This is a genomic window from Aeromonas sp. 1HA1, from assembly GCF_029237385.1.
Lineage (GTDB): Bacteria > Pseudomonadota > Gammaproteobacteria > Enterobacterales > Aeromonadaceae > Aeromonas > Aeromonas popoffii.
Map to the genome: position 1 here is coordinate 1 of NZ_JAACGC010000029.1, position 22704 is coordinate 22704.

The following is a 22704-nucleotide window of genomic DNA, read 5'->3' on the forward strand; positions in this document are numbered from 1 at the left end:
GGATTGGCGAGGCCGATACCCTGGAAAAGCTCGAAGCCCTGCTGCCATGGAACGTCCCGCTGGAGCCGATTGCAAAAAAAGTGGCGCAATACGGTAAAGGCAAGTAGGTCGATTTAACGGCGCTTACTTAAAACGCAGGGCGCTGGCGGCGGGATCCCGATAATCCCACTGCGCCATGAAATCGGGCGGATTGTCCATTTGGCCTCCTTGCTGGCGATCCTGTCACCAAGATGCCTGCAGGCCACTATTTGCACAAGGGGCACCCGTCACAGAGTGCCCCTTGAGTCATGCCAACACCCGTTGTCAGCCGGTCAGTAGACCATGGCCAGGCTCATCAGCATCAGGCCGAGGGCGGCAAAGGCCCCCTCCTTGATGGCGAGGCGCGGCACCAGCGCCTTGGGCAGGGCCGGAAACAGACTCAAGGCAAAGCCGAGCCCCGGCATCAGCCAGTGAAAGGCCGGGTTGCGCAGGCTCGGGTCTGCCGCACCATTGATGATGATCAGCAGGATGAAGAGGGTGAAGGCCGGCAGAATAAACCAGCGGGCGCTGCCGGCGGCAACGGCGCGCAGCGGCGAGATGCGATAGAGCACCAGGGTCACGATAAACAGCACCAGAGGTGCCAGCAGATAGAGCGGAGCCGGGTTCATGGTTGGTGTTCTCCAGACGGTGGGTAAGTGGGGTTGGGGTTCAGCCATAGCACAGAGCCGGCGGGATGAAATCAGCCCTGGCCGGCGAAAAGCCGTGGCGCGGGTTAAAGCTTGGAAGGAGAGCCTGGGCAAAACCTTGCCATCAGGGGATCAACGCAACCAGAACCAAGCGGCGGCAATGCCCAGCCAGCTCAGCAGCAAGAGGATCCAGGGCAGAGGATGCTGGCGGGAGACCTCAATCAGCTCGATCTCGCTCTCCTCTACCTGGTCGGCTTGCGGTTGCGGCTTTGCCTTGCTCTGCAACTTCTTCTGGCGACTGGCCTCCCGGGCCCGTGCCTTCATCTGTTTCTTGTACTCGTCTATGCCTTTCTGGATCCCTTGGGCGATCAGCTGGGTCTGCTCCTTGGTCTGTCCCGGCTTCTGATTGGCGCGGGCGATCTTCAGCGCATCCTGCTGGGTCTCTGGGGATATTTTGTCGTACTTCGCCATCAAAGGGTCTCCTCGGCATCGATTGGCGGGGAGTATGCCATAAAAACGGCGCCCTCAGGCGCCGTTGTAGCAGGTTGTGAGCCGGATCAGGGCTTGTAGTAGGTCACGGTCGCATAGGGCAGCGGATTAAGGGTGCCCAGGGACTCGGCGTACTCCATGAACATCTCGTTCTCACCGACGCCGGAGTCGACATAGTCACCCTTGTTGGGCAGCTCTTCACGCTTGAGCAGACCACTGTAGCCATCCTTGCCGGAGGCGATATAGGTGTTGGCACCGACACGGTACACCTGGTCGTCGTCCAGCGGCTGCCACTGGTCGTTGGCGTCCAGCAGCTCCAGCTTGGTGATGCGGGAACCCTTGGGCTGTTTGCCGTCATAGGTGTAGCTCAGGTGGCCGACGTAAGGGAAAGCGCCGCTGGAGGCGCCGATCCCTGTCTCGTGGCCGATGGAATAGTCAACGGCGTACTCCAGGGTGGCGCGCACGTCCTTGCCCTTGAGGTTGAAGGCTGCGATTTTGTTGCCAAACGGCAGCAAGGTGCCCATCACGTAACCGACGGAGAGCGGGCCCGCATTCACATCAGTGCGCACACCACCGGCGTTCTGGATGGTGAAGTCGACCTTGGTATTGAGCTTGTTGAGCTTCCAGTAGAGGGATTCGGCCACCAGAGGATCGATAAGACCCGCGCCATTCGGGGTGGTCGGCACGCGCACATGGGGCAACGGGGTCGGCACATCGGCGATGATCTTGGCCTCGAGCGCGGCCACGACCGGTTTGTACTCGGTGTCGATCACATCGCGCATGGCGGTGTTTTCCGGCACGATTTCGATGACGGGTGACTTGGTGATGAAATCGACCACGTTGGTCTGCTCGCTGCCGCTCAGGGGCTCTTTCTTCTTGGCCACGCCCTTGGTGAAATCATCGCCCGTCATCAGGGTGTTGCGACCCTCACACTTGGTGATCTGGCCTTCCTTGCTCAGGGAGACGTTGACCAGGCCATAGCCTTTGGCCCATTCACCGGCCTGCACGATACAGGTCTTGCCACCGTCTGGGTTGCTCACCAGCTGGGCATAGGTGTTGTCGTCGTCCGGATTCTGGTTGTGGGCGGTGTAGCCTATGGTGTTGATCTCGTTAATGTCGCCGAGGAAGGTCTGGGAGTGACCACCGACAATCAGGTCGATACCATTGACCGCCTTGGCGACGGCCTGGTCATTTTGCAGACCGATATGGGTGACCATGATGATTTTGTTGGCGCCTTTTGACTTGAGGGTGTCGACCATTTTTTGGGCGGTCTCAATCATCGGCAGGAATTGGGTATCGGTATCCGGTGAAGAGATATCATGCATATTTTCCAGCACCAGCCCGAAAATACCCACGCTCTCGCCATTTATTTCCTTAATGACATATTCATGAATATTTTCACTGTCTTTCAGGGTGGCGCTACTGGATTTCACCATGTTGGAAGCCAATACAGGGAAATTCACCCGTGAGGCGAAATCTTTAATGGCCTGATTGCCCAAATCAAATTCGTGGTTGCCCAGCACCATGGCATCTATGCCCATGTCGGAGAGCAGGCGAGACTCCTCTTCCCCCTTGAACTGGGTGAAGTAGAGGGTGCCCTGGAAGGCATCGCCGCCGTTGAGCACCATGAAGTTGCGGCCTTCATTGGCAGCTTGGCTGCGCAGCTCGTCCAGCTTGAACTTCAGGCGGGGATAGCCGCCCAGCTGGGCGTAGAATTTGAACAACTCCTGGCCGGTGGGCTGGATGGCCAGCGCATTTTCGGTCGGGTCCAGGTGGGCGTGGGTATCATTGATGTGGGCAATGGTCAGATCCAGCGGAATATGTTCCTTGCTGCTGTTTTCTGAATTGCAGGCGGTCAGCCCGAACAGGGTAATAGAGACGGTGACGGCCAGTAGCGTCTTCTTCATCGGTAATCATCCTCTTGTTGTTATTGTCCTGTATATCGTTCCCGCATGACAGGAGTGTGGCGATTCTAGGCAAAACGCAATAATTGGAAATAAAGAGAGCCGATTCCTTTGAGCTACTGCACATTTAATAAATAAGCAAACGTTTGCGATATTGCGTAATGCCATGACCACAGACTAATGACAAATGTCATATCGCCGTATCTGGGGCTGACGGTATCAGGGGATCAGGCAGTGCCGGGCCGCTTACTCGGTGGTGATGGCGGGCAGCAGTCGCAGAAACTGCGCCGGGGTCAGCGGGCGGCCATAGAGATAGCCCTGCAGGTAGTGGACGTTACGCTCGGTCAGAAAGTCCGCCTGCTCCTGGGTCTCGACCCCTTCGGCTATGGTCTCCAGCCCCAGCCGGGTGGCCAGGCTGATGGTGCTGTCCAGAATATGGCGGGAGAGGGCATTGGTACCTATCATGGCGACGAAGCTCTGATCGATCTTGAGATAATCCACGTGGAACTGCTGCAGATAGGTGAGACTGGAATGGCCGGTGCCAAAGTCGTCCAGCCCTATCTTGACCCCCATCTGCCGCAGTTCGCCAAACAGCTGGTCGGTCAGCTGGCAGGGGGGGATCAGCTCCCGTTCGGTCAGCTCCAGCACCAGCGTGATCGGATTGTCGGCGAAGGCGGCGAGGAAGGTGCGGCAGTCATCGATCAGGCTCAGATCCTGACAGTGTTGGGCGCAGATGTTGAAGCTGAAGTGAAAGCGGGTAGGTAGCTGCGCCGCATGGGGGGCGAACTGCAGGCGTACCTGCTGCATCAGGGTCTGGGTCATGAGTATGATGAGGCCGCTCTCCTCTGCCAGTGGGATGAAGAGATCAGGCCGGATCAGCCCCTGGCGGTGGTGTTGCCAGCGCATCAACACCTCGCAGCCATGCAGCTGTCCACTCTTGCTGAAGACAATGGGTTGCAGATAGGGGACGAACTCCTGCTTGATGATGGCGCGCTTGAGTTCCAGGGTCGGGGTCGAGATATGGCTCCACCAGCGATAGGTGGCGAGGCCGGCCAGGCCTCCCAGCGTCAGGATCAAGATGATGATGGAGCCCTGCGTTTGCAGGGGTAGGGCCAGCACGGCATGCAAGGGGAACCCTTGGTTGAGGCTGTAGTCGAATGCTGCCGAGTTGAGCCGATAGTTGAATCCCCGCAATCTTGGGGGCTGGCCGTCGTGGATCTTGCCCTTGACGTCGAGCCACTGGTCGCCGATCTGCACCCAGCTATGGGCTCCGGCGAGCCTCCACTGCAAGGGGTTGCTCAGGTGATAAGGGTTGATGGCGACCAGCACCGAATGATCTCCTTCATTCAGGTGATAGAACAGCAGCGAGGGCTTGTTCCCGAGCCTGGTGACGGCGGTGAGCTTGAACCGCTCTTGCGGGCCGTCTTGCAGCTCATTGCTCAGGTCTATCTCGTCGAAGATGGAGGAGCAGTAGAGGCGGCCGTGGCGGGAGAGGTTGACCGAGCGCACATAGGGGGAGGTGGCGACCAGCACCCGCAGCTCGCGGGCAACCTCGACACAGGGCCTGGTCGCCAGTGGCAGGGCGGCCCTTGCCGCCAGGATCGAGTGGTGCAGGGCGCTGTCGATCTGCACCATGGCGCGCTCGGTGGCATTCTGGGCTTGCTGGCGAGTCAGAGACCAGGCTTGCCAGTAGAGGGTGGCGAGGGAGATGAAGATCAACGAGACGCAGCACAGCAGGCTGGCCAGCAGACGAGGCATGTTGCTGCGACGCAGAAAAGAGAGAGCCATGGACCACGCCTCAGTGAACGGAAATTGAACAAAAAAGGTCGGTCATACTACACAATCAGCCATCATTCTCATAGCCACCATGGGTGTCAATGGCAGGGGCCCGGGGGAGGGAGGCGGAGAGGGGAGATGGGGACTCAAAAATAACAGAGGCGGCCCAGGGCCGCCTCTGTTGTCATCGTAGACAAGGGAGTGCTTACAGCTGCTCGATGCCGACTATGTGCCAAGGTGCATTGTCCTTGGCCAGGTTGCGCTCGAGGTGCCACACCTCCTTGATGTCCTCCTCGACCTGCTCCTGGCGATCCATGTAGCGGCCGCTGAAGCGCACGCTGACCTGGGCCCAGTCGCTGCCGTAGTCGGCACGCACCAGCTGGGTATCCACATACATGACTTCGGTATGCTGCTCACCGGTCAGCTCGGCACGTTCAGCTTTGAGCTGTTCGAACAGCTCGGGGCTCACGTACTCGCGTACCTTTTCCAGATCGTTTTTATTCCAGGATTCTTGCAGGGTGCGGTAGTGATCACGGGCACCTGACAGGAAACCGTTCATGTCAAAACCTGGCGGCAGACGGAAGGGCACGTCGCTGTCGGCAAAGCCGGTCGCTTGCGGCGCACTGTTGCTCTGCTCGAACTGCTGGGGGGCGGCCGATGGCGGCTGATAGCCGGCGTAGGCTGCCTGTGGCTGGGGCGAGACCGCCTTGCTTCTGCGCATGGCACGGAACAAGAAGACGGCGCCCAGCGCCAGGGCGGCGATCAGCAGCATGTCCATGCCTTGCAGACCTTCGAATGCACCGCTACCCAGCAGGTAGGCGAACAGACCACCGGCCAGCAGGCCGCCGAGCAGGCCGCCCATCATGCCACCCTTCTTCGGTGCGGCCTGAGCCCCGACCGTCGGGTTCTTGCTGTCGACGGGCTTGGCCGCCGGCTGGGCCGGAGCTGTCTTGTAGTTCTTGCCAAAGGATTTACCGCCGCCAAACTTTTTGGCTTCGGCCATGGGTGCCCCCAGGCCAATGGCCAGGATCACGGCAAACAGGGTCAGCATTTTTTTCATTTTGACTCTTTTCACTCTCATCAGTGGGTGGGGCATGCTCTGCTTTGGCAAGCTCAGCGAGGCGCATGGCAGGCTGCCTGTCCCGCGTTGTATTGCAGCTTGCGACTATGATTAACATGCTTGTCATGAATTATTCATGAACAGATTGTCCCGATCGGGGGCATCAGAGGAGAAGCGCAATGAAAAGTCGACGACCGAGCCGCAAGGAGCGCAAGTTGCGCAACAAGGCGAGAGCCAAGCCCCATGACCAGATCCTGGTCTGGCCCTTTATCATGGTATGAGGCGGGGGTGAGCCCCTGGCATAGTTCATCGGCAAGTGGTGCCAGCTACCATCAGGAGGAGGGTTGCACCAGACAGAGGTGAATAGCGTGCATTAGCACTCGCGATGGCGGGGTTTCTTTTGTAAAATTCCCGTCCCCTTCCCGCTGCGGTTTTTATGTGTATGGCAGAGCAAGTGACGGCGAAAAAAGACGCCAAGACACAACAGCTGAAAGTTCCTCCCCACTCTTTTGAGGCCGAGCAGTCCGTACTGGGCGGCCTGATGCTGGATAACGACGCCTGGGATCGGGTCGCCGAACGGGTGATCGACAAGGATTTCTACAGCCGTCCGCACCGGCTGATCTTCCAGGCCATGACCCGCCTCTCCAATGTGGGTAACCCCATCGATCTCATCACGCTGCAAGAGGAGCTGGAACGCTCGGAGCAGCTGGAAGAGTCCGGTGGCTTCGCCTATCTGGTGGAGATCGCCAAGAACACCCCAAGTGCCGCCAACATCAACGCCTACGCCGAAATCGTGCGTGAGCGTGCGGTCGTGCGGGAGATGATCTCGGTCGCCAACGAGATAGTCGAAGCAGGCTATGAGCCGCAGGGACGCACTTCGGGCGATCTGCTCGATCTGGCCGAGAGCAAGGTGTTCCAGATCGCCGAGCAGCGCACCAGCGCCAACGAGGGGCCGCAGCCGCTCAAGCTGATCCTCGAGCAGACGGTCGACAAGATTGAAGAGCTGTTCAAGACCCCGCACAACGGCGTGACCGGGGTATCGAGCGGTTATGGGGATCTCGACAAAATGACGGCAGGTTTGCAGCGCTCGGATCTAATCATCGTGGCGGCCCGTCCCTCCATGGGCAAGACCACGTTTGCCATGAACCTGTGCGAGCATGCAGCGCTCACCGCCGAGAAGCCGGTACTCATCTTCTCGCTGGAGATGCCCTCCGAGCAGATCATCATGCGTATGCTCGCCTCGGTCGGGCGTATCGACCAGACCAAGGTGCGAACCGGTCAGCTCGACGACGAAGACTGGGCGCGCCTCTCCTCCACCATGGGGCTGCTGCTCGAGAAGGGCAAGATGTATATCGATGACGCCTCCGGCCTCACCCCGACCGACGTGCGCTCCCGTGCGCGCCGCATTGCCCGTGAGCACGGCGGCCTATCCATGATCATGATCGACTACCTGCAGCTGATGCGGGTGCCCGCACTCTCCGATAACCGGACCCTGGAGATAGGTGAAATCTCCCGATCCCTCAAGGCCTTGGCAAAAGAGCTGCAGTGCCCCGTGGTGGCGCTCTCTCAGCTCAACCGAAGCCTGGAACAGCGCGCTGACAAGCGTCCGGTCAACTCGGATCTGCGTGAATCCGGCTCCATCGAGCAGGACGCGGATTTGATCATGTTTATCTACCGTGATGAGGTGTATCACGATGACAGTCCTGACAAGGGGATTGCCGAGATCATCATCGGCAAGCAGCGTAACGGCCCCATCGGGCGAGTGCGCCTCACCTTCCAGGGTCAGTTCTCCCGGTTCGATAATTATGCCGGTCCTGCGTTTGATGATGACTACTAATCCGGGGGATGGCGCTTGTGTGGGTGCCGTCTCCGGTTCCTGAAACAGTTTTCCCGGTTCGACAATTATGCCGGTCCGGCCTTAGACGATGACAATTAAGGGCTGACACCACACGGTGCCTGGCGCATTCACGTGCCATCATGCCCTCGTAAGGGAAAACAGATGAAAGCGGCAATTGCCCAAATCAATACAGCGGCCCTGCGCCACAACCTCGCCGTGGTCAAACGGCATGCCCCCGATTGCAAGATCATCGCAGTGGTCAAGGCCAACGCCTATGGCCATGGCCTGCTGCCGGTCGCCCGCACCCTGGTGGATGCCGACGCGTATGCCGTGGCTCGCATCGAAGAGGCACTGATGTTGCGCTCCTGCGCCGTGGTCAAACCGATAGTGCTGCTGGAAGGCTTCTTCTCGGCCGATGATCTGCCGGTGCTGGCGGCCAACAACCTGCAGACAGCGGTCCACACCTGGGAGCAGCTCGAAGCGCTGGAGCAGGTCGAACTGCCTGCCCCCGTGGTGGCCTGGCTCAAGCTCGACACCGGCATGCACCGCCTCGGGGTGCGCAGCGATGAGATGCCCGCCTTTATCGCACGTCTCGCCAAGTGCAAGAATGTGGTGCAACCGTTCAACATCATGACCCACTTCAGCCGCTCCGATGAGCTCGATCAATCCACCACCCGCGAGCAGATTGATCTCTTCAGCCGTCTGACGGCGCCGCTGCTGGGTGAGCGGGCCATGGCCAACTCGGCGGGGATCCTGGCCTGGCCGGACTCCCACTGTGACTGGATCCGTCCCGGTGTCATCCTCTATGGCGTATCCCCCTTCCCCCATTCGGTGGCGGCGGATTACGACCTGCAACCTGTGATGACCCTCAAGACCCAGCTCATCGCGGTGCGAGATCACAAGGCGGGTGAGCCGGTAGGTTACGGTGCCAACTGGGTTTCTGAGCGTGATACCCGGCTCGGTGTGATTGCCATCGGTTACGGCGATGGTTATCCGCGCATGGCGCCCAACGGTACCTCTGTGCTGGTCAATGGCCGCATAGTGCCGCTGGTGGGCCGCGTCTCCATGGACATGACCACAGTGGATCTGGGGCCGGGCGCTACTGACAAGGCCGGTGACGAAGCCGTGCTCTGGGGTGAGGGGCTGCCGGTGGAGCGGGTTGCCGACGAGATTGGCACCATTCCCTACGAACTCATCACCAAGCTCACCTCCCGGGTCTTTATGGAATACGTCTAGGCACGGCAAGCACCAAACGTAAAGAAGCCCCGCATGCGGGGCTTCTTTACAACTGTCTGCAGGAGTTTTACTGCCTGTGCATCCGCACAAACTTCTCCAGCAACTGATCTTCGGTTTCCACGTGGGCGGGATCCCAGATGATGCAATCGATGGGGCAGACGCTGATGCAGGTCGGCTTCTCATAGTGACCGACGCACTCGGTACAGCGACTGGGGTCTATCTCGTAGATCTCCTCCCCCAAGCTGATGGCCTGGTTCGGACACTCGGGATCGCACATGTCACAGTTGATGCACTTGTCGGTGATGAGCAGGGACATATCAGGCCGCCGAGTGCGGCTGACGGGTGTCCTGGCGATCGCCGAGGTTGCGCAGCAGTATGCCGTAGTTGATGTCGATCTCTTTAGGAACAGGCACATAGACCACGTGACCGTTGCCCGGCGCTGTGTCAATGAGCTCGCCCTTGCGGTTCTGCATCTGCTCCAGGTTGAAGCTGACGTTGCCCTGCGGTGTCATCAGTTCCAGGCTGTTGCCCACTAGGAACTTGTTCTTCACTTCCACTTCCACCATGTCGCCCTGGCGACCCGTGATCTCGCCGACGAACTGCTGGGTGTCGGAGACGGAGTAGCCGTAGTCGTAGTTCTGGTACTCGCTGTGGTTGTGACGGCGCAGGAAGCCTTCGGTATAGCCACGGTGAGCCAGGTTCTCGAGGGTGCCCATCAGGGTAGGATCGAACGGACGACCGGCGACCGCATCGTCGATGGCCTTGCGATAGACCTGAGCGGTGCGGGCGCAGTAGTAGAAGGACTTGGTGCGGCCTTCAATTTTCAGCGAATGCACGCCCATTTTGGTCAGGCGCTCGACGTGCTCGACGGCGCGCAAGTCCTTGGAGTTCATGATGTAGGTGCCGTGCTCATCCTCGAACGCCGTCATGTATTCACCCGGACGGTTGGACTCTTCCAGCAGCACCAGTGCGTCGCTCGGCTTGCCGAGCCCCAGAGTGTTGTCCGGGCGAACTGCGATGGGCTCCTGACGGTGGACTATCTGGCCCACGTCATCTTCCTTGCCCTCGTGCACCTTGTACTCCCAGCGGCAGGAGTTGGTGCAGGTGCCCTGATTGGGGTCGCGCTTGTTGATATAACCGGAGAGCAGGCAGCGGCCGGAGTAGGCCATGCACAGGGCGCCGTGGACGAAGACTTCCAGCTCCATCTCCGGTACTTGCATGCGGATCTCTTCGATCTCGTCCAGGGACAGCTCGCGGGAGAGGATGGCACGGGTCAGGCCCATCTGATGCCAGAACTTCACCGTGGCCCAGTTGACTGCGTTGGCCTGAACGGAGAGGTGGATGGGCATCTCCGGGAAGGCTTCGCGCATCATCATGATGAGGCCCGGGTCTGACATGATCAGCGCATCCGGATTCATTTCCACCACGGGACGCATGTCGCGGATGAAGGTCTTGAGCTTGGAGTTGTGGGGCTGGATGTTGGCCACCACATAGAACTGCTTGCCCAGCGCATGGGCTTCGTTAATGCCGAGCTGTAGATTCTCGTGATCGAATTCGTTGTTGCGTACCCGCAGGCTGTAACGCGGCTGGCCCGCATAGACGGCGTCGGCGCCATAGGCATAGGCGTAACGCATATTCTTGAGGGTTCCGGCGGGGGAGAGCAATTCTGGTCTGAACATGTTGGACTCTTAGTATCTGATTGCAAATCAGGACGGCGCCACCTGATGGCGCCGGATTGGTTGAGCCGTGGTACGAGACGGCGCTCGCGACACAACTACCCGATGGTGTACATCATTATGCAAGATTGCATGGGATGCACCTGATATACGGGGTGCGAGATTGTACTCGCCCCCACGCCATCATGCAATTTGACAGGCAATGGTTGCCGGCGCGAGCCGTGAGGAATGTCAGGGTCCGATCAGGCCCAGCGAGAGAGGGGGGAGGGCATGGCGTAGGCGTAGCCCTGCTGGTAGTCACGGCCGATTCGATATGTTGCAGTGTCTCGACCCCCTTCATACCGAGTCGCTGCATGTATTCCACCAGACCGGCCAGCATCCGCCGCGATGGGTGCATCGTCAGGCTGGCACCATCATCCATGATGATGGTGCGCGATCTGGTGCAGCAAGCATGGCATCTGGAGGAGAAGATCCGCAGGGAGGGAGCCGGGCAGTGTGAAGCCGAGTTGGCGGATTTCAGGGCTCTGTTACAGCAGATAGTCGATGAGCTGACCGGGTTGTTTGCCCGGTCTTGAAAGGGGATATCAGCGGGAGACGGCGTCTAGATAGGAGAGCATGGGTTCCCTGCCCGGGTCGGTCGCGTGCACGGCTTGTGCCAGCCAGGCCCAGTCGAGCAGGGGCCTGTCCGCTTTGAAGCGCTGATAGGCCAACCCCTGATCGACAGTCAGGAACAGGGTCGTCGGCAGTCCTATGCGATTGGTGTAGCGCACCATGACTTCGCCTCGATAACTGGTCAGCCGTTGCTGCAATTGTGGTAGCGTCAAGTCGCTTGCCTGTCCTGCCTCATCCCAAATTTCAAACATGGTTATCCATGGCTCCGAACTGTGTGAGCACTACTGTTTCCAAAAAGCTCAGGTTATGCAATTGTCAGATCTGACAGTGCCAAATGGAGTCATTTTTACAAAGCAAAAACCCGGCGCTAGGCCGGGTCTTCTAAAGGATGGTGGAGGGAGAAGGATTCGAACCTTCGAAGGCAGAGCCGTCAGATTTACAGTCTGATCCCTTTGGCCGCTCGGGAACCCCTCCACAGGGGTAAAGCATAGGTTATTCAGCCATTTCAATCGGGAAAATGGTGGAGGGAGAAGGATTCGAACCTTCGAAGGCAGAGCCGTCAGATTTACAGTCTGATCCCTTTGGCCGCTCGGGAACCCCTCCACGGGGTATTTCCTGATTGTCACTACTTTTGCACTTGAATGGTGGAGGGAGAAGGATTCGAACCTTCGAAGGCAGAGCCGTCAGATTTACAGTCTGATCCCTTTGGCCGCTCGGGAACCCCTCCCCAAGTGCGAGGCGCATACTATCAGATCCGGCAGCTTTGTGAACCCCTTCTGGTGATATCTGGCGACAAAAAAGTGCTAGCCGGTCATTTTTTGATATATTTCGCTCATTTTTCATCCTTATCAACGACTTCTATATCGATTCCCAGCATGAATATGGCGAGAGACCCGTGCCGGCAGGTACTGATGAGGCAGGTGGGTTCTGCACCGAACTTCAGCATTTTATACTGAAAATATGACCTCATCTTGTCACTGTGATGGTTGACTGGTTCACGGATGGAGATTGCGGCTACCGCATCTTACTCTCACTATTTTGTTAAAATGATAAGGTGGACGGTGGGTTCTTCATATGCAGGCTCTCGATATCGCTGTGTTGCGCGGCCAGTTTCTCGCCCTCAATCAACTGCTTGATGGCAAGATCCCATCTTTTTCGACGGTAAGGGTAGCGTTCAGATTCATCATGCCGTGATCACGGCCATGACCGACTATCTCGGCCACTTCAGACCGAGATGGCCGAGTATTTTGGCCAGCATCAGGTATGCAGCTGGGCCGGCTACTTCTATGTACTGGCTGATGTGCAAGTGCAGCTAGCGGCCCACTATCGCGTGGTGAATGTCCTGCAGCGGCAGTATGTGGCGGACAGCCCCGAGCTTGATGGCCTCCTTGGGCATGCCGAATACCACGCAGGAGGTCTCATCCTGGGCAAAGGTGTTGGCGCCCGCCTCCAGCATTTCTCTTAGCCCGCGAGCACCATCATCCCCCATTCCCGTCATGATGATGCCGGTGGCATTGCCACCGGCAAATTTGGCCACAGAGCGAAACAGCACGTCCACCGAAGGGCGGTGACGGTTGATGAGAGGGCCATCGATCACATCGACGTGATAGTAGGCCCCGCTGCGCTTGAGCAGCATGTGCTTGCCCCCCGGCGCTATGAGCGCCAGACCCGGAATGACCCTGTCATTGCTCTTTGCTTCCCGTACTTCTATCTGGCACAGGTTGTTGAGTCGCTCGGCGAAGGAGGCGGTAAATTTCTCCGGCATGTGTTGCACTATGACGATGCCGGGACAGACGCGAGGCAGCGTCGTCAGCACGGCTTCCAGTGCCTGGGTGCCGCCGGTAGAGGTGCCGATTGCCACGATCCGCTCCGTGGTCTGGGCCATGGCATGCGGGCTGGCTGCGGGCATGATGGCGTCGGCATTGAGTTTGGCGGCGACAGTGGCCAAAGGCGCCTTGCCCAGTCGTTTGACATTGGCCTGGGCGGCGGCACGCACTGCCATGGCCAGCGCTTGCGCCGACTCCTGCAGAAAATTTTTGAGCCCGACAGTGGGTTTGGTGATGATGTCCACTGCGCCGGCAGCCATGGCCTGCAGCGTGGTTTCCGCCCCCTTCTCGGTCAGGGAAGAGCAGATCACCACAGGGGTCGGGTGCTCGGCCATGATCTTGGTGAGGAAGGTGATGCCATCCATGCGCGGCATCTCCACATCCAGCACTATCACGTCGGGCCACTCTTTTTTCAGTTTCTCCAGTGCAAACAGCGGGTCAGACGCGGTGGCAATCACCTTGATATCCGGTTCCTGTTCCAGAATGGCCTGTAATACCTGCCTGACCACGGCGGAGTCATCCACCAGCATGACCTTGATCTGTTTCATAGCCCAGTTCCCTTAACGATGAGGCAGCCGGTGGTGGCGTACCCAGACATTGCCGTTGGTCAGTTCAAAAATCAGGCTTCTGTGTCCTGCATGTCCGAGATGGTGGGCCTTGATCGACAGTCCCAGGTGCTGAGTCAGTTGCCAGGCCGCCTTGATGTTTTTAATTGCCACATTCATGGTGTTGAGTGTCTGCTGTTCGATAAACATGTTTCCGCCGCCGAACAACTTGACCTCGTATTCGTGAATGGGGGCGGGGTACTTGCTTATTTCATTGATAAACAACTGGATTGCCTCATCTGCATAGCGGCCATCCAGCACGTCATCGTTGTGACCACGGCTTGGCAGCATGTAGTGGCACATGCCACCCCGTTTCCGTTCCGGATGCCACATGGTAATGGCCACGCAGGAGCCAAGATGGGTGCGGATGATGGTGTTATCCTGACCAAAAAAGAACTCTCCCGGTTGCAGCACTATCTCTTTCATTTTGAAACCCTCAGGGTTTCAGATAGATGGAGGGTGATACCAGTTGCAAACCGTGGGGCAGGCCGTTCAGGCTCTCTGCATGGCTGACGATGAGATAGCCTCCCTTCTTCAAGCGTGGTACCAGGCGCTGTAGCACCTGCCCCTTGGTTTCCCGATTGAAATAGATCATCACATTGCGGATCAGAATGATGTCGAACATACCAATGTCAGGCAGCTCCTGATTCAGGTTGATGTGATGAAATTGCACCTTGTCCCTGAGCTTACGGTCGATGATGAAGGTACCCTCCTGAAAACCGACGCCCTTCAGGCAGTACTTCATCAGGAAGGAGAGCGGAATATTATGGGCCCTCTCGATGGGATATTGCCCCGATCTGGCCTGCTCCAGCACCCGGGTCGAAATATCCGAGGCTATCACCTCCCAGTTGCCCTGGCTCAAGGTGTCAGCCAGCGTCATGGCCAGACTGTAAGGCTCTTCGCCGGATGAGCTGGCCGCGCTCCAGATGCGCACCGCCCGCTCTTTTGGCAGCCGTGCCAGCACCTTTTCGCTGAGAAACTCGAAGTGCTTTGGTTCCCGGAAAAAGTAGGTCTCGTTGGTGGTGAGCAGGTCCAGTGCGATTTGCAGCTCAGCCCCCCGGTTATTCATGATCAGGCTGAAATAGTCGCCGTAGCTCTCCAGTTCGTAGTGACAGAGCCGTTTTGACAGCCGGCTGGCGACCAGCGCCTTCTTCGCCGGTGACAGATCGATGCCCGCCGTTTGGTGGAGCCAGCGTTGAAACTGTGTAAATTCATCATCATGCAACTGGGTCTGATACACGACCTGACTCCCTGTGGTGATCGGGGCGTAGCGGGTGAGCCATGCTCACCCGCTACCTTGCTTAGAACCGAACAAAATCAGCGTCGTTGTGGGGGCGAGGGGAACCATTGAAGCCATCTTGTCCATTGCCGTCGGTGATGAAACGTCCTCGGGTTGCAGCCCGGGGGGTTGTGGTTTTGTGACCCGTGCCGCCCTTGTGTTGCTCCAGGGTAAAGAACTCCATGGCCAGTTGCAGTTGCTCGGCCTGGCTGCTCATCTCCTCTGCTGTGGCCGCCAGCTGCTCGCTGCAGGATGCATTCTGCTGGGTCACCTGGCTTAGCTGGTTCATGGCGATGTTGATCTGGCTAACGCCGGTGGATTGTTCGGCGGAGGCCGCGCTGATCTCCTGTACCAGATCCGAAGTCTTGTTGATGGAGGGCACCATCTGATCGAGCAGGCGGCCCGCTTTTTCCGCCATGTCGACGCTGCTGGAGGCCAGCTCGCCTATCTCCTGAGCCGCCACTTGGCTGCGCTCCGCCAGTTTGCGGACCTCGGCGGCGACCACCGCAAAGCCCTTGCCGTGATCCCCCGCACGGGCGGCTTCGATGGCGGCGTTGAGGGCCAATAGATTGGTCTGGTAGGCGATGTCATCAATGATGCCGATTCGTTTGGCGATCTGTTTCATGGCATCGACCGTGAGCTTGACTGCTTCACCGCCTTCCACGGCCTCCTTGGCCGCCTTGCTGGCCATGCCATCCGTGACCTGAGCGTTGTCTGTGTTCTGGTTGATGCTGGCACTCATCTGCTCGATGGAGGCGCTGGTCTCCTCCATGCTGGATGCCTGCTCACTGCTCGACTGACTGATAGATTGGGCGGTGGCGCTGACTTGTTCCGAGGCACTGGAGAGGTTATCGGACGAGCTCCGCACCTCGGTCACTATGTTGGTCAGCGAGATGATGGTTTGGTTGAGGGAGTCCTTGGTCGTGCCAAATACCCCGGGGTAGTCGGCCACGATCGTTTGGGTCAGGTCTCCCCGAGCCAGGCATTGCACCACCCGGATCACGTCGTTGAGACTGGTGTCTATCACCTCTGCGATGCGGTTGATGCCTTCCCCCAGGGTCTGGAAGAAACCACTCTTGCCCACCAGATCCATGCGTTTGTGCAGCTCCCCGTTGATCACCGCCTGCACAATCTCCGACATCTCCCGCTCGATCGCGACCTCCTTGGTGCGATCAGACCACTCGACCACGGAGCCCAGCCGCTCGCCATCATCGCTGAACACTGGGTTGGCAATGAGCGAGAAGGTGCGGCCACCGAGCAGGATCTGGGTCTTGTAGGTATTGCTCAGCTTGGCCAGCATGCTGCGCTGATGGCCAGGATTCTTGTGAAAACTGTCGATGTTGGCCCCCATCAGGGTGGACGAATTGAAGCTAAAGAGATCCTTCCTGATGTCGGACTCGGCCAGGCTAAGCATCTCCTTGACCGATTCGTTCATGTAGATGATGTTCAAATCTGTGTCGGCAATCATCACGTTGGTACTGGCGCCATCCAGTGCTCTCTTGACTCGCAGGCTTTCGGCGGCGGCGAGTTTGGCCGCCGCGTTGGCCGCTTTCACCTCATTTTCGATGGCGATCTCCTTGGTGCGATCTGCCCACTCCACCACTGAACCGAGCCGCTCTCCGCTATCGTTGAAGACAGGGTTGGCGATCAGGGAGAAGATGCGGCCACCGACCGAGATCTGCGTGCGGTAGGTTTTGTCCAGCTTGGCCAGCATGCTGCGCTGGTGGGACGGATCCTTGTGAAAGGTGTCTATATTCTTGCCCATCAGCTGTCTGGTATCGAAGTTGGGCAGATCCTTGCGGATGTCGGACTCCGCCTGCCCCAGCATGGCGAGCACGGCTTCATTCATGTAGACGATGTCGAGGTTGGTATCGGCGATCATCACATTGGTCGAGGCACCATCCAGAGCCTTGCGCACCCGCAGGTTCTCGTCATACAGGGCTTGGTTGGCGCTGATGGCCGCCAGCCCGCTGTTGAGCCGCTGGCCCAGCAGCGTGATTACCTGGTTGAACTCCTGACAGAGTTCCCGCAGCGGGCCATCCAGTGTGCCCAGTTCCAGCAGGAACGGCTGTTCACCCTGCGCGATCCCCTGCGAAATAGTGCGAGTAGCCCCGATCAACTGGGTCAGTTGTGCTTGTTGCAAGGTATGAGCGCTACCGTTGCCGAAGAGATTGCCAAAGAATGATTGAGTCATGGGCCTGATCCTTGTGCGACATGTCATTGCTGTGTGGTGTGAGCGACACTCTCGTTGTTGTTGATGTTTGGGTTATGGCGTTGGCTGTTTCTATTCCAGCAGCCGTTCCTGCTGCTGGGTCAGTTCACTTAGTTGTGTCATCTCGTCGATGGAGAGCACCTTCTCGGTATTGATGAGGATGACGAACTTGCCATTCACCTTGCCCATACCGCTGATGAAATCGGCCCGGATGCGGGCGCCAAAACTGGGCGGTGGCTCTATCTCGTTGCAGGGAATGGTCAGCACTTCCGAGACCGAATCCACCACGACCCCAATGTCCTGATTGCCGTGCTCGGGATCATCCGGGTGCATCCCTTCGATGATGACGATGCAACTACGGCGGGTGATGCTGGAGGGGGCATTGCCAAAGCGAGCGTTGAGGTCCACCACCGAGACCACTGCCCCCCTGAGGTTGATCACGCCGCGGATGAAGCTGGGCATCATGGGGATGGGAGTGATGTTGCCGTATTCGATGATTTCTTTGACCCCGAGAATGTTGATGGCAAACATCTCACCCTTGATCAGGAAGGTCAGATACTGGGCATCGCCCTGATTGTCATGAGCCAGTGTGACTGGCTGTGGGACCACTTCGGTTGACATGCTCATGAGTCTCTCCGGTTAAAAGCGGACAAAATCGGCTTCATCAACCTGGGGTTGAGGTACCGTGTTGCCGTGCAGCGGGTGGTGGGCGGGCATGACAAACGAGCCTCTGGGGGATGCTCCCCTGTGCGTACCCTCGCTGAGTTTTGAGGGCCTGACCAGGTTATCCAGCGAGAAGAAGTCCATGGTCTGCTGCAGCTCGTTGGCCTGGGAGCTCATCTCCTCGGCGGTGGCGGCCAGTTCCTCGCTGCTGGCCGCGTTCTGCTGGGTCACCTGATTGAGCTGGTTCATGGCCATGCTGATCTGGTTAGCCGCGCTGGCCTGCTCGCCGGACGCAGCATTGATCTCCTGGACCAGGTCGGATGTCTTGCGAATGGAAGGCACTATCTTGTCGAGCAGACTGCCCGCTTTCTCTGCGGTATCGACGCTGCTGGAGGATAGTTCCCCTATCTCCTGAGCCGCAATCTGGCTGCGTTCAGCCAATTTGCGTACCTCGGCGGCCACTACCGCAAAGCCCTTGCCATGTTCACCGGCGCGAGCCGCCTCTATGGCGGCATTGAGCGCCAGCAGGTTGGTCTGGTAGGCGATGTCATCGATAATGCTGACTTTGCGGGCTATCTGTTGCATCGCCGCCACGGTTTGCTGTACCGAGTGACCCCCTTCGGTCGCTTCGAGGACGGCGCTGCTCGCCATGTTGTCGGTCACCTTGGCGTTGTCGGTGTTCTGGTTGATGCTGGCACTCATCTGCTCGATGGAGGCGCTGGTTTCTTCCACGCTCGCTGCCTGTTCACTGGTGGCCTGACTCAGGGACTGGGCCGTGGTGCTGACTTGGCTGGAGGCATTGGTGAGGTTGTCAGCGGCGTTGCGTACCTCTTCGATTATGGCTGTCAAGGCGTCTATGGTACTGTTGAGACCATCTTTGGTCTGACCAAAAATCCCCGGGTAGGGCTGATCAATCTTTTGGGTGAGATCCCCCCGCGACAGGGCGGTGGCGATGCGCATGACATCCTTGAGGCTGGTATCTGTGACGTTGGACAAGCGGTTCAGCAGCTCGGACAAGCGTTTGGTATAACCCTGCCGATTGTCCAGCGCTATCTTGTAGCTGAAATCCCCTTGCTCGACGGCGGCGGTGACCAGGGTTTCTATGTCGTTGATGAGTGCTGTCAGCTTGTTGACCATATTCTGCATGGCCATCAAGAGTTGACCCGCTTCATCGTTGGCTCCTATGGTGATGGTGACGTCGAGGTTCCCCTCCGCCAGATGGTTGGCCACCTGTAGCGCCTGATTGATGGGGGCAATGATGCTGCGGATGAGCACTATACCAAGCCAGGCCGCCGCCATTATCCCTGCCGTGACCACTACCATCATGGTGAGCAGCATGGCGTCGTACCAGGATTGAGCCTGCTCATATTCGGCTTTGGCCACATCGAGTTGCAGAGTGACCAGCTCCGTTATCTTGTTGCCGATGGGATCGATAGAGCTGTAAAGCTTGCCGTCAAAATCATTGAGGGTACCGGCGATGACTCCGTGCTGGGTCGCTAGAAACTGCTCCAGTCTGGTGATATCGCGATCCGCCGCGTTGAACAGGGTGCCCGCCTCAGCCGATAGTTTCTGCTCGGCTGCGGTCAGCTTGGTGGACTGATAATGCTGCCACTCTTGCTTGATCTGCTGCTGGGCCCGCTGGACCTGTTGCAATGCCTCTTCGGCGCTGATGAGGCCCACATTGGCCTTGTTGACGTTGTCGATGACGGCGACGGCGTAGTTGTCTGAGATGGTTTTCAGCTGTTTGAGCGGCACCACACGGTCGTTATAAACCCGTTGCAGGCCCTGGTTGCTGCTCTGCATGTTGTAGAGTCCTAGCCCGCCAACGCCTAGTAGCAGCAGGCATAGTAGGCAGAGCAGGATGGTGAGTCGCATTTTAATGGTGGAGTTTCTGAACATAATGGGCTCCTGGCGTTAATTGACTCTTGGTTGAGTTTGCTGGCGAGGAAGGGCGTACTGGCTCAGCTGGCTCAGTTCCTGATCGATGGCATGTTGAATGAGGGAGGGAATATCCAGGATCAGGGCAACCTCGCCACCGCCCAGAATGGTGGATCCGCTGATCCCTTGCAGGCGTTGAAACAGCTTGCCGAGCGGCTTGATCACGGTCTGAAACTCCCCCAGCAGTTCATCGACTACCAGCCCGGATTTTTTGCCGCCGTGACTGACGACCACTATGTTTTCCCTGCGCCCTCTCGCACCTTCGATATCGAAGTATTGTTGGAGTCGTACGAATGGCAGCACCTCGCCGCGCAGGTTGAGGTAGTTGCGTCCCTGAGTATCGGCCAGCGCACTCTGGGTCAGCTCAACGCACTCGATTACCATGTCGAGGGGTATGACGTAATGTGTGGTGCTAACCCTGACCAAAAAGCCGTCGATGATGGCCAGGGTCAATGGCAACCTGATCTGCACTCGGGTGCCCTGTCCTGGCTTGCTGTCCAGCTCGACGCTGCCGCGCAGGGCCGTGATGTTGCGTTTGACCACGTCCATGCCAACCCCTCGACCCGAGAGGTTGGTGATTGTCTCTGCGGTGGAAAAACCGGGCTCGAAGATGAGCAGGTAGATCTCCTGATCTGTCAAGGCCGCATTGGCGGCGACCAGGCCCCGTTCTTGCGCCTTTTGCAGAATTCTTGCTTTGTTGAGTCCGGCGCCATCGTCCTTGATCTCGATGATGATGCTGCCGGAGTCGTGATAGGCATTGAGGGTCAAAGTGCCCCTCGCCGGTTTGCCGGCGGCGAGGCGCTGCCCCGCCGATTCGATGCCGTGATCCATGGAATTGCGAACCAGATGCATCAGGGGATCACCTATCTTTTCCACCACGGATTTGTCGAGTTCGGTGTCACCGCCTGTGATGACTAGCGCAATGTTCTTGTTCAGCTCTTGGCTTACGTCGCGCACGACGCGCTGGAAGCGGTTGAAGGTGTCCCCAATGGGTACCATGCGCAGGCGCAGGGCGCCATCCCGGATCTCCTCGACCAGCATGGCGATGGTTGAGTTGGCCTCCTGCAACTGGCTGTCCCGTGAGCGTTGGGCTAACAGACTGGCGCCCGAGCTGGCGACCACCAGCTCGCCAACCAGATTGATCAGATCATCCAGCTTGTCGGCATGTACTCGGACGTAGCGCCCCTCTTTGGTTTTATTCTCCTTGTTCTGGTGTTGTTTCTTGAGCGCGGCCTCTACGACCACTTCGTTGACTGCGCCCTGGGCAATCAGGATCTCCCCCAGCTTGCTGCTGTCTGTCTGCGGTCTGTCATGCTGGGTTTGCAGGCCGAGCGCTAGCTCGCTGGCGGTCAGTGCTCCCGTTTTGACCAACAATTGCCCCAGCATATCGTTGTCTTCTGGCAGGTCATTGATGAGCGCTATGTACTCGGCAATTTTGCTGTGAGGGGGCAGTATGGTGATGCGGCAGTCATCGCGTACGAATTCGAACACGTCGCTCAGGGCTCCCTTGTCGGCCTGGGTGTCGACATTGAGTTCATAACCGAGGTAGCAGTTCTCGGGATCGAAATGTTCCCAGTCGGGAAGGGCGTCGTGAAGGGTTTCGATGGCGCAGAGGGTGCCCATGGTGCCGAGGTAGCGCAGAAACGAGGTGGGATCCATGCCATTGCGCAGCACATCCGGGCCAAAGCGCAGCGAGATGTGCCACAACGAGGTGGTGCTGACATGACCCTCTTCCTTGCTGAGCGGCTCTGCGTCTGCTGATGGGGTGCAGTCCGTCAACCCGGTCGGGCGGGTCGCCTGATGGCGTGCCAAATTTAGCCGCAACTGAGAGTCCATAGCCTGTTCGTCACCCCCCAGGGACGCGCCTTGCTCTGCGACCAGATAGACCAGCCGCTCGATATGATCCCGGCTCTCCAGCAGATCCTTGATAAGCGTCGTGGTGATCGCCAGTTGCTGATTGCGCACCTGATCGAGCAAGTCTTCAACTATGTGGGTGAAACTGACGATGGGCTGCAAGCCAAACAGGCCGGCGGATCCCTTGATGGTATGTGCCGCCCGAAAGATAGCACCGATCAGCTCGCTGTTGTCCGGGTCGTTTTCCAACGTCAGCAGGGCGGACTCCATCTCTTCCAGCAGTTCGCGTGCCTCGGCGATGTAGGTTTGCAGGGCCTGATCAAGATTGATGCTCACGAATGACTCCTTGTCACTGGGACTGCCTAGGCGTGATCAGCGTGGGGCATGAGGGTTGGATCGCCAAAGAAGGCTGTCAGTTGACACAGCTCCAGCGCGTCGAGCACCGCATGGCTGTGCATGATCAGGTGCAGTGGATAACCGCCCTGTTGCGCCGTTTTCTTGGCAGCCAGCAATAGCTGCAAGCCGGCACTATCCATCTCGGATACTTGGGACAGATCTAGCTCCAGCGCCTGCTGGCGGTAAAGCAGGGGGGTGAGCGCCAGCTTGAGATCGGCGGCTGTATAGATGGTCATATCCCCCGAGACTTTGACCAGCGTCTTGTGTTCACCCGTCTCTATGTGCAGCGGCATTGGTGGCTCCTGACTCAGGGCATGATGAGCTTGGCGACGGCCGCCAGCATCTGATCGGGTTGAAATGGCTTGACCACCCAGGCTTTGGCCCCTGCCGCCTGTCCCTCCTGCTTCTTGCTGTCCTGGGATTCGGTGGTCAGCATGATGACGGGGGTGAACTTGTAGCTTGCCAGTTTCTTGGCCTCCTTGACGAAGCTGATGCCATCCATGTTCGGCATGTTGACGTCGCTGATGATGAGATTGATCTTCTTGCCGTCGAGTTTCCTGAGGGCATCCTTGCCATCGCAGGCTTCCATCACCTCGTAACCGGCTCCCTTGAGCGTCATGCCGACGACTTGGCGAATGGTTGCCGAGTCATCCACGATCAGGACTGTTTTGGACAT

20 protein-coding genes, 3 tRNA genes and 2 pseudogenes are annotated in these 22704 nt (G+C 58.3%); 4 read left to right on the forward strand and 21 right to left on the reverse strand.

Annotated features, from left to right (window positions below):
- Positions 1-311: 311 nt before the first annotated feature.
- The 5 genes from GWQ22_RS10915 to GWQ22_RS10935 all read right to left on the reverse strand — a co-directional run bounded on the left by GWQ22_RS10915 (position 312) and on the right by GWQ22_RS10935 (position 5894).
- Positions 312-647 carry a hypothetical protein gene (locus GWQ22_RS10915; RefSeq protein WP_042035006.1) on the reverse strand — a complete coding sequence of 112 codons (336 nt, stop codon included), beginning with the start codon at positions 645-647 and terminating at the stop codon, positions 312-314.
- Positions 648-797: 150 nt separating this feature from the next.
- On the reverse strand, positions 798-1136 hold the full coding sequence (locus GWQ22_RS10920) for a DUF2956 domain-containing protein (protein ID WP_212513781.1): 339 nt from the start codon (positions 1134-1136) through the stop codon (positions 798-800).
- Between the two features lie 86 nt (positions 1137-1222).
- Complete coding sequence (locus GWQ22_RS10925) at positions 1223-3061, reverse strand: 5'-nucleotidase C-terminal domain-containing protein (RefSeq protein WP_275930318.1); 1839 nt, start codon at positions 3059-3061, stop codon at positions 1223-1225.
- Between the two features lie 243 nt (positions 3062-3304).
- The gene (locus tag GWQ22_RS10930; RefSeq protein ID WP_275930319.1) at positions 3305-4846 is read right to left on the reverse strand and encodes an EAL domain-containing protein; all 1542 of its coding nucleotides are present in this window, start codon (positions 4844-4846) and stop codon (positions 3305-3307) included.
- Positions 4847-5039: 193 nt separating this feature from the next.
- Positions 5040-5894 (reverse strand): Tim44-like domain-containing protein, encoded by an 855-nt coding sequence (locus tag GWQ22_RS10935; RefSeq protein WP_275930320.1) that lies wholly within the window; start codon positions 5892-5894, stop codon positions 5040-5042.
- 442 nt (positions 5895-6336) lie between these two features.
- Here GWQ22_RS10935 and dnaB point away from each other — a divergent pair, with 442 nt between their 5' ends.
- Complete coding sequence (gene dnaB, locus GWQ22_RS10940) at positions 6337-7731, forward strand: replicative DNA helicase (RefSeq protein ID WP_042034999.1); 1395 nt, start codon at positions 6337-6339, stop codon at positions 7729-7731.
- A gap of 162 nt (positions 7732-7893) precedes the next feature.
- Positions 7894-8967 carry an alanine racemase gene (gene alr / locus GWQ22_RS10945; protein ID WP_275930321.1) on the forward strand — a complete coding sequence of 358 codons (1074 nt, stop codon included), beginning with the start codon at positions 7894-7896 and terminating at the stop codon, positions 8965-8967.
- Positions 8968-9034: 67 nt separating this feature from the next.
- Here alr and GWQ22_RS10950 read toward each other — a convergent pair whose 3' ends face one another.
- The 3 genes and pseudogenes from GWQ22_RS10950 to GWQ22_RS10960 form a co-directional block, all read right to left on the reverse strand.
- On the reverse strand, positions 9035-9283 hold the full coding sequence (locus GWQ22_RS10950) for a YfhL family 4Fe-4S dicluster ferredoxin (protein WP_096120054.1): 249 nt from the start codon (positions 9281-9283) through the stop codon (positions 9035-9037).
- Between the two features lies 1 nt (position 9284).
- Positions 9285-10646, reverse strand: a complete 1362-nt coding sequence (gene yegQ, locus GWQ22_RS10955; RefSeq protein ID WP_275930322.1) for a tRNA 5-hydroxyuridine modification protein YegQ — start codon at positions 10644-10646, stop codon at positions 9285-9287.
- A gap of 239 nt (positions 10647-10885) precedes the next feature.
- Positions 10886-11052: pseudogene (locus GWQ22_RS10960) on the reverse strand (diguanylate phosphodiesterase); the annotation flags it as partial.
- Here GWQ22_RS10960 and GWQ22_RS10965 point away from each other — a divergent pair.
- On the forward strand, positions 10997-11218 hold the full coding sequence (locus GWQ22_RS10965) for a hypothetical protein (RefSeq protein ID WP_345893637.1): 222 nt from the start codon (positions 10997-10999) through the stop codon (positions 11216-11218). The pseudogene GWQ22_RS10960 and the gene GWQ22_RS10965 overlap by 56 nt on opposite strands.
- A 9-nt stretch (positions 11219-11227) precedes the next feature.
- Here GWQ22_RS10965 and GWQ22_RS10970 read toward each other — a convergent pair whose 3' ends face one another.
- From GWQ22_RS10970 to GWQ22_RS10985, 4 genes are all read right to left on the reverse strand, one after another.
- Positions 11228-11506 carry a hypothetical protein gene (locus GWQ22_RS10970; protein ID WP_108537434.1) on the reverse strand — a complete coding sequence of 93 codons (279 nt, stop codon included), beginning with the start codon at positions 11504-11506 and terminating at the stop codon, positions 11228-11230.
- 138 nt (positions 11507-11644) lie between these two features.
- A tRNA-Tyr gene (locus GWQ22_RS10975) sits at positions 11645-11729 on the reverse strand.
- A 44-nt stretch (positions 11730-11773) separates the two neighbouring features.
- A tRNA-Tyr gene (locus GWQ22_RS10980) sits at positions 11774-11858 on the reverse strand.
- A gap of 39 nt (positions 11859-11897) precedes the next feature.
- A tRNA-Tyr gene (locus tag GWQ22_RS10985) sits at positions 11898-11982 on the reverse strand.
- Positions 11983-12329: 347 nt separating this feature from the next.
- On the opposite strand from GWQ22_RS10985, the pseudogene GWQ22_RS21880 reads away from it, so the two are divergent.
- Positions 12330-12481, forward strand: a pseudogene (locus GWQ22_RS21880) (cysteine desulfurase-like protein); the annotation flags it as partial.
- 86 nt (positions 12482-12567) lie between these two features.
- On the opposite strand, the gene GWQ22_RS10990 reads toward GWQ22_RS21880, so the two are convergent.
- The 9 genes from GWQ22_RS10990 to GWQ22_RS11030 form a co-directional block, all read right to left on the reverse strand.
- Complete coding sequence (locus GWQ22_RS10990; protein WP_042034993.1) at positions 12568-13629, reverse strand: chemotaxis response regulator protein-glutamate methylesterase; 1062 nt, start codon at positions 13627-13629, stop codon at positions 12568-12570.
- A 12-nt stretch (positions 13630-13641) separates the two neighbouring features.
- The gene (gene cheD, locus GWQ22_RS10995) at positions 13642-14112 is read right to left on the reverse strand and encodes a chemoreceptor glutamine deamidase CheD (RefSeq protein WP_275930323.1); all 471 of its coding nucleotides are present in this window, start codon (positions 14110-14112) and stop codon (positions 13642-13644) included.
- A gap of 10 nt (positions 14113-14122) precedes the next feature.
- A complete protein-coding gene (locus tag GWQ22_RS11000) occupies positions 14123-14926 on the reverse strand; it encodes a protein-glutamate O-methyltransferase CheR (RefSeq protein ID WP_275930324.1) in 804 nt (267 codons plus the stop codon).
- A 61-nt stretch (positions 14927-14987) separates the two neighbouring features.
- Positions 14988-17159 carry a methyl-accepting chemotaxis protein gene (locus GWQ22_RS11005; protein ID WP_275930325.1) on the reverse strand — a complete coding sequence of 724 codons (2172 nt, stop codon included), beginning with the start codon at positions 17157-17159 and terminating at the stop codon, positions 14988-14990.
- Between the two features lie 90 nt (positions 17160-17249).
- Positions 17250-17804, reverse strand: coding sequence for a chemotaxis protein CheW (locus tag GWQ22_RS11010; protein WP_275930326.1), 555 nt, complete (start codon positions 17802-17804; stop codon positions 17250-17252).
- A 12-nt stretch (positions 17805-17816) separates the two neighbouring features.
- The gene (locus tag GWQ22_RS11015) at positions 17817-19739 is read right to left on the reverse strand and encodes a methyl-accepting chemotaxis protein (RefSeq protein ID WP_275930327.1); all 1923 of its coding nucleotides are present in this window, start codon (positions 19737-19739) and stop codon (positions 17817-17819) included.
- Positions 19740-19754: 15 nt separating this feature from the next.
- Positions 19755-21968: a chemotaxis protein CheA gene (locus GWQ22_RS11020; RefSeq protein ID WP_275930328.1), complete on the reverse strand. Its 2214-nt coding sequence runs from the start codon at positions 21966-21968 to the stop codon at positions 19755-19757.
- Between the two features lie 26 nt (positions 21969-21994).
- On the reverse strand, positions 21995-22321 hold the full coding sequence (locus GWQ22_RS11025; RefSeq protein WP_108537258.1) for an STAS domain-containing protein: 327 nt from the start codon (positions 22319-22321) through the stop codon (positions 21995-21997).
- 14 nt (positions 22322-22335) lie between these two features.
- Positions 22336-22704 (reverse strand): response regulator, encoded by a 369-nt coding sequence (locus tag GWQ22_RS11030; protein ID WP_042034984.1) that lies wholly within the window; start codon positions 22702-22704, stop codon positions 22336-22338.